The following is a 6,091-nucleotide window of genomic DNA, read 5'->3' on the forward strand; positions in this document are numbered from 1 at the left end:
ACCACTGGCGACGCTTTATCACTTGGACTAAAGAGACAATGGAGCATGAGCTAAATACGTTATTGGGAAGTTATGGCAACAAATTTGCAATTAATTTCTCTTGAGGACTTACCTGGAATGCGTGATCGTGATCCTCAAATTGGTAATTGAAAATTAAAGTGATATATTTGGTGGTAATCCAAAGGTGGGCTAAATAAGCCCACCTTTTATTTCTCTTTCACTTATCCATCTATTCACTTATTTATATTTTTATTATCACTTGGGCTTCCATTTATCTATTTTCGATAACAGGAACGCCACTGTGAAATTTAAAATCATGATCCGGCGTTTGAATAAGTTCTGCTTCAATTCGGCCGAAATAACTCACCCTTTCTGCAATATCTTCTTTAGATATCAATTGAGCCAATGACAAATAATCTTGATAGTGGCGGGCTTCTGATCGCAGCAGAGAAATATAAAACTTACCTAAGTCTTCATCTAAGTAAGGAGCCAGTTTTGCGAAACGTTCACATGAACGCGCCTCAATATAAGCACCAATAATCAGCTTATCCACCAACGTATAAGGTTCATGGTTGGTAATATGTTGGAACAGGGATTTGGCATAGCGGCTGGCAGAGATACTTTCATAGCTTACCCCTCTGGCATCCATGATTTCCAGTACCTGATAAAAATGATGGAGTTCTTCCTTAATCAACATCACCATTTTATCAATTAAATCCTGACCATATGGTGATTTTGACCGAGCAGTAATTTGCTTGGTAACCTGACTTTTTCCCTTTAGTGAATGGATGTCACCTATTTTTTTATAGGCAAAATCTTCATAGGGCTGAAACCATGCCAATAAGGTGTCAGCACTTTCGGGGTCAACGGCATATTTGCGAATTAAGAACATGGCGCTCTGGGCCGCTTTTAATTCGCACAATAGATGATCGCGCAGTAAAACCAGCAGATTTTCGGGCTGCCGGGCTTTTTCTACCCACTGTTCAGGTGTTTCGCATTGTAAGAACTGATAAATGGGTGTTAACAAGCTGGCATCAAGTTTTATTGCTACGTCATTCATTGCTATACCATATCCTTTAAGCGATAGATCCACTCCAGTGCCTGGCGTGGTGTCAACGTATCCGGATTCAGATTTTCCAATGCTTCTACTGCCGGAGAAGTTTCTTCTGTCAGCAGAGTCAATTGCGGAGTATCAACATGGCTTGCCGTTGCATGATTGGAGAGCGATTCCAGTTCTTTCAGTTTCTGCCGCGCCCGCTTAATGACATCACGGGGAACACCTGCTAAAGAGGCAACCGCCAACCCATAGCTCTTGCTTGCTGCGCCTTCCTGCACACTGTGCATGAAAGCAATTGTATCGCCATGTTCGACGGCATCCAGATGAATATTGACGACACCTTCCAGTTTTTCTGGCAGGGTTGTCAGCTCGAAATAGTGAGTTGCAAACAGTGTCATCGCCTTGATGCGGTTGGCCAAACTTTCAGCGCAGGACCAGGCAAGGGATAAACCATCATATGTGGACGTGCCGCGACCGATCTCATCCATTAATACTAAGCTGTATTCGGTGGCATTATGCAAAATATTGGCAGTTTCGGTCATTTCCACCATAAAGGTAGAACGCCCTGATGCGAGATCATCAGATGCACCTACACGAGTGAAAATACGGTCTACGGGGCCAATGATCGCTTTTTCAGCAGGGACAAAGCTCCCAATATAGGCCAGCAACGTAATCAGGGCTGCCTGACGCATATAGGTACTTTTACCGCCCATATTCGGCCCTGTGATAATCAGCAAACGACGCTGTGATGAGAGCGTTAATGGGTTAGAAATAAATGGCTCACTCAATACCTGCTCAACAACGGGATGGCGACCGCCAGTGATTTGAATACCGACCTTATCTGTCATTATCGGGCAAGTGTAATTCAGTGTTTCAGCACGTTCAGCAAGGTTTGCCAGCACATCCAGTTCTGCCAGCGCTTCCGCACTGGCCTGCAATTCAGCCAGATGAGGCAACAACAAATCAAACAATTCTTCATACAGCGCTTTCTCAATGGCAAGTGCTTTGCCTTTGGAAGTCAGAACCTTGTCTTCATATTCCTTTAATTCAGGAATGATATAGCGTTCTGCATTTTTAAGCGTCTGGCGACGAACATAATGGATCGGCACTAAATGGCTTTGCCCGCGGCTGACTTGAATATAGTATCCATGCACCGCATTGAAGCCGACTTTCAGGGTATCTATGCCGAGCTTCTCACGCTCACGGATTTCCAGTCTGTCCAGATAATCACTGGCACCATCGGCCAATGCTCTCCACTCGTCCAGTTCAGTATTATAGCCGGCAGCAATAACACCGCCGTCACGAACTAAAACAGGCGGTGTTTCGACAACCGCATTTTCCAACAGCGTCTGTAGTTCATCAAAATGCCCCACACGTTGCTGTAACGCCTGAATATAAGGAAAATCGGAAGATGCCATGATCTGATGAATGTCCGGCAATTGCTGGAAAGCGTGACGCATTCTGGCCAGATCACGGGGACGGGCAGAACGAAGTGCAAGGCGGGCAAGTACACGCTCTAAGTCACCGACCTGACGTAAAAATGGCTGTAACTCATAGCCAATTTCCTGCAATGCAGAAATGGCTTGCTGGCGGTTTTCCAGGATGTCTTTATTGCGAATCGGTGTATGTAGCCAGCGTTTTAACATACGGCTGCCCATCGGTGTTACACACTGATCGAGTACCGAAGCCAGTGTGTTCTCCGTATCACCGGATAGATTTAACGTCAGCTCAAGATTACGACGGGTTGCGGCATCCATAATGACCGTTTCCTGTTGACGTTCCATCGTAAGGTTACGGATATGGGGGAGGGCAGTGCGTTGCGTATCTTTAACATATTGCAGCAAACAGCCCGCAGCCCGCAGAGCAAGCGTCGTTTTTTCCACGCCGAAACCAATCAGGTCACGAGTGCCGAATTGCAGATTCAGTTGTTGCTTTGCTGTCTCCAGTTCAAATTCCCACATTGGACGGCGACGTAAACCATGACAGCGCTCGATCAGAGCCATCGGCCCAAATGTTTCAGGGTAAAGCAATTCAGCGGGCCGGGTACGTTGTAATTCTGCGGCAATGGTATCTTCGTCGGCCATTTCAGACACGCGGAAACGGCCGGAAGTGATATCCAATGTTGCATAACCAAAGCCCTGACTGTCATGCCAGATAGCCGCCAGAAGATTATCCTGACGCTCTTGCAGCAAAGCCTCATCAGTCACTGTACCGGGAGTGACGATACGTACAACTTTGCGCTCAACAGGGCCTTTGCTGCTTGCCGGATCACCGACCTGCTCACAGAGCGCAGCGGATTCACCGAGTTGTACCAGTTTTGCCAAATAGTTTTCGATCGCGTGATAAGGAACGCCCGCCATAGGAATAGGCTGACCCGCCGATTGCCCGCGTTTGGTCAGAGAAATATCCAGTAACTTCGCCGCTTTTTTGGCATCGTCATAGAACAACTCATAAAAATCCCCCATCCGATAAAGCAGTAGAATATCTGGGTGCTGTGATTTCAGTCGCAGATACTGCTGCATCATGGGAGTATGGCTATCGATATCCTTTGCTGGGGATTCTTTTGTATTGATGTTATTCAATTTCATTATTCCTGTTGACTCAGTTGGGCCATCGACGCTCAGTCAACCCATCTAAATGACAAAACCTAAATATGCTCAGCTAAGGATGGAACGTTAATGAGCCTCATCCTGGGCGAAAAAGCTATCTTATCACTGATAATCTGTGTGATTCATCTATGGATTAGATTAGGAAGATTTGGGTGCTAGGTTAGCAGGATTACTCGCAGGAATGTATCAGATTTTTTCATTATTCAGCAGGATTGCGAAGCGGCTCGACTTAGTCCCTTTCTCCTTATCGGCCTCTCTGTTGTAAATGTTATGCTTCTTAATCTAAAATTTTAGAAAGTTAATTCTAAATTTGAGAGGGTGATAATAATTGTTGTTCACATTGCTATTTGTTGTTGTTCATTATTGATATCCATGTAAAAAGATATATTTTTTAACTGGTTACAATAAATTCTCTCAAATAACAGAAAATATTGATGACAGGAAAATAGATGATAAGAAATAGTGTGCTTGTTCCTTTATCTTATTGAGTTTATAAGTATGGCACAGAAATCAATGTACCATTGAGAATCGAACGGTTGAAGAGGAAATTATCGTGGCTGTTTACCAACCCCCTTACACTATTACACCAACCATGCTGAATCGCGTGGCAGAAATAGCTGAATTATTAGGGCGTTGGTCTGTGAGTGCAGAGTGCTCTTCACCTTTGTTACGTAAAGAAAATCGCATTCGTACTATACAAGCATCATTGGCGATTGAGCATAATAGTTTGTCTACTGAACAAGTCACGGCAATTATTGATGGAAAACGAGTATTGGCGCCTGCAAAGGATATTCAGGAAGTACGTAATGCTATATTGGCCTACGAGAAGTTACCGAATTGGCGTAGCTCTCGTTTGACGGATCTCTTGGCTGCACACCGGTTACTGATGACTGGGTTGGTTGATTTACCGGGGCAGTTACGTCAGGGGAATGTGGGTATCTATCGAGAAAACCAGTTAATCCATATGGCTCCACCTGCTAATCAAATATTGCGATTAATCGAGGATCTTCTGATGTGGTTGAAACACACGGATATTCACCCGTTAATTGCCAGCTCGATCTTTCATTATGAATTCGAGTTTATTCATCCATTTACTGATGGAAATGGCCGCATGGGGCGCCTATGGCAAATGTTGATTCTGAGTGAATGGCGCCCGGAGTTGGCGTGGTTACCCGTGGAAACCCTGATTCATCATCAGCAACAGGCTTATTATCAGGTTCTTGGGGAATGTGATCGAACAAGCGACTGTACGTTATTTATCGATTTTATGTTAGGAAAATTAGCCGAAGCGCTTAGGGAAAGCCTGAATGTATATCAACAGGACTCTGTCGCAATGTCGGTAGAAATGTCGGTAGAAAATTTACAGCCACTCAATGCTACCTCACAGAAAATATTATCGGTTATTGCACTTTATCCTGCTATTACCATCACTCAATTGGCTGATGAATTAGGTGTAAATCGTCGCACAATCGAGCGGAATATAAAGATATTACAAGATAATGGCTATCTGGTTCGTGTTGCTGCGTAAAAAGGGGGATATTGGCGGATTAGTTGATTCGCTAATATCCTAAAATTTGGGTTATCCAAATAGTGGTAAATAGCGTTCTCTTGACCAGCGATAATATAAAGCCAGCATATTGTTTACTTCTTCCATATTAAATTTTTCAGGGGAAAAAGCGGCCTCAGGAGAGATATTGGATTCTCCATTAACCCATTCAAACATTTCCTGATAATCTTTATGTGTTGGTTTATTGAGGATATCAACCAGTTCCATATAGCCATATACTCCACCACAATCTTCTGGCGGGCAGGCTCTTTGACCTTCACAGCAGAAAATAGGCATAGGGAGTTCATCAGGAGAATAGTTACTGTTTTCAAGTACGATTTCATGTTCCCAGTAATCACCGAAATCATAAAGATAAGTGAATTTGCTCCCTTTCCTTTTGAGTAGTGAATCCAGCCTCACTTTTCTCTCTTCTTTACCCTCTTCAGGTTCTTCAGGCATTTCAGTGAATCGTTTGATACCAAAAGAAAATTCATGTAAATGGCTGTCATTCCAACCCATCACGATTTGTATTATATCGTGTAATCTATCCAATGAAATATTGGATGGAACGACAAAACGACGCCATATGCTTGGATTCGTTTCTATAAGTGTTATTTTCAACAGGTAGAACTTTTCCATTTATCGTCCTTCTAACTTGATGAGTTGGTAGAAAAATCAGTGTACTGTTTACTTATTCCAGTCATAGTATGGTGTGGTTTGAATTGAAATACGAACTATTTTTTGTACTCATAAAATAGTTAGTTACCACCCAGGGCAACCGCATGAATGATCAAATAACATTCAGGTTAGAAAATCCTGCTTGTAATACCTGTTCTAAAAACTGAATTCTCATCCAGGCGCGTTTACGTTTCATCCTTA

Annotated in this window: 4 protein-coding genes; 1 reads left to right on the forward strand and 3 read right to left on the reverse strand. The window is 43.4% G+C overall.

Annotation, left to right across the window (positions count from 1 at the left end; all coding sequences use genetic code 11):
- Window positions 1-271 precede the first annotated feature (271 nt).
- Entirely contained in the window at window positions 272-1,060 is a 789-nt protein-coding gene (gene miaE, locus AAC854_RS20835) for a tRNA isopentenyl-2-thiomethyl-A-37 hydroxylase MiaE (RefSeq protein ID WP_340618775.1), read from the reverse strand.
- 2 nt (window positions 1,061-1,062) lie between these two features.
- A complete protein-coding gene (mutS, locus tag AAC854_RS20840) occupies window positions 1,063-3,645 on the reverse strand; it encodes a DNA mismatch repair protein MutS (protein ID WP_340618776.1) in 2,583 nt (860 codons plus the stop codon).
- Window positions 3,646-4,219: 574 nt separating this feature from the next.
- Here mutS and AAC854_RS20845 point away from each other — a divergent pair.
- Window positions 4,220-5,194 (forward strand): Fic family protein, encoded by a 975-nt coding sequence (locus AAC854_RS20845; RefSeq protein ID WP_340618777.1) that lies wholly within the window; start codon window positions 4,220-4,222, stop codon window positions 5,192-5,194.
- Between the two features lie 51 nt (window positions 5,195-5,245).
- On the opposite strand, the gene AAC854_RS20850 is transcribed toward AAC854_RS20845, so the two are convergent.
- Window positions 5,246-5,851 carry a plasmid pRiA4b ORF-3 family protein gene (locus AAC854_RS20850; RefSeq protein ID WP_340618778.1) on the reverse strand — a complete coding sequence of 202 codons (606 nt, stop codon included), beginning with the start codon at window positions 5,849-5,851 and terminating at the stop codon, window positions 5,246-5,248.
- Window positions 5,852-6,091 lie beyond the last annotated feature (240 nt).

It is taken from the genome of Xenorhabdus entomophaga (genome assembly GCF_037996725.1).
GTDB lineage: Bacteria > Pseudomonadota > Gammaproteobacteria > Enterobacterales > Enterobacteriaceae > Xenorhabdus > Xenorhabdus khoisanae.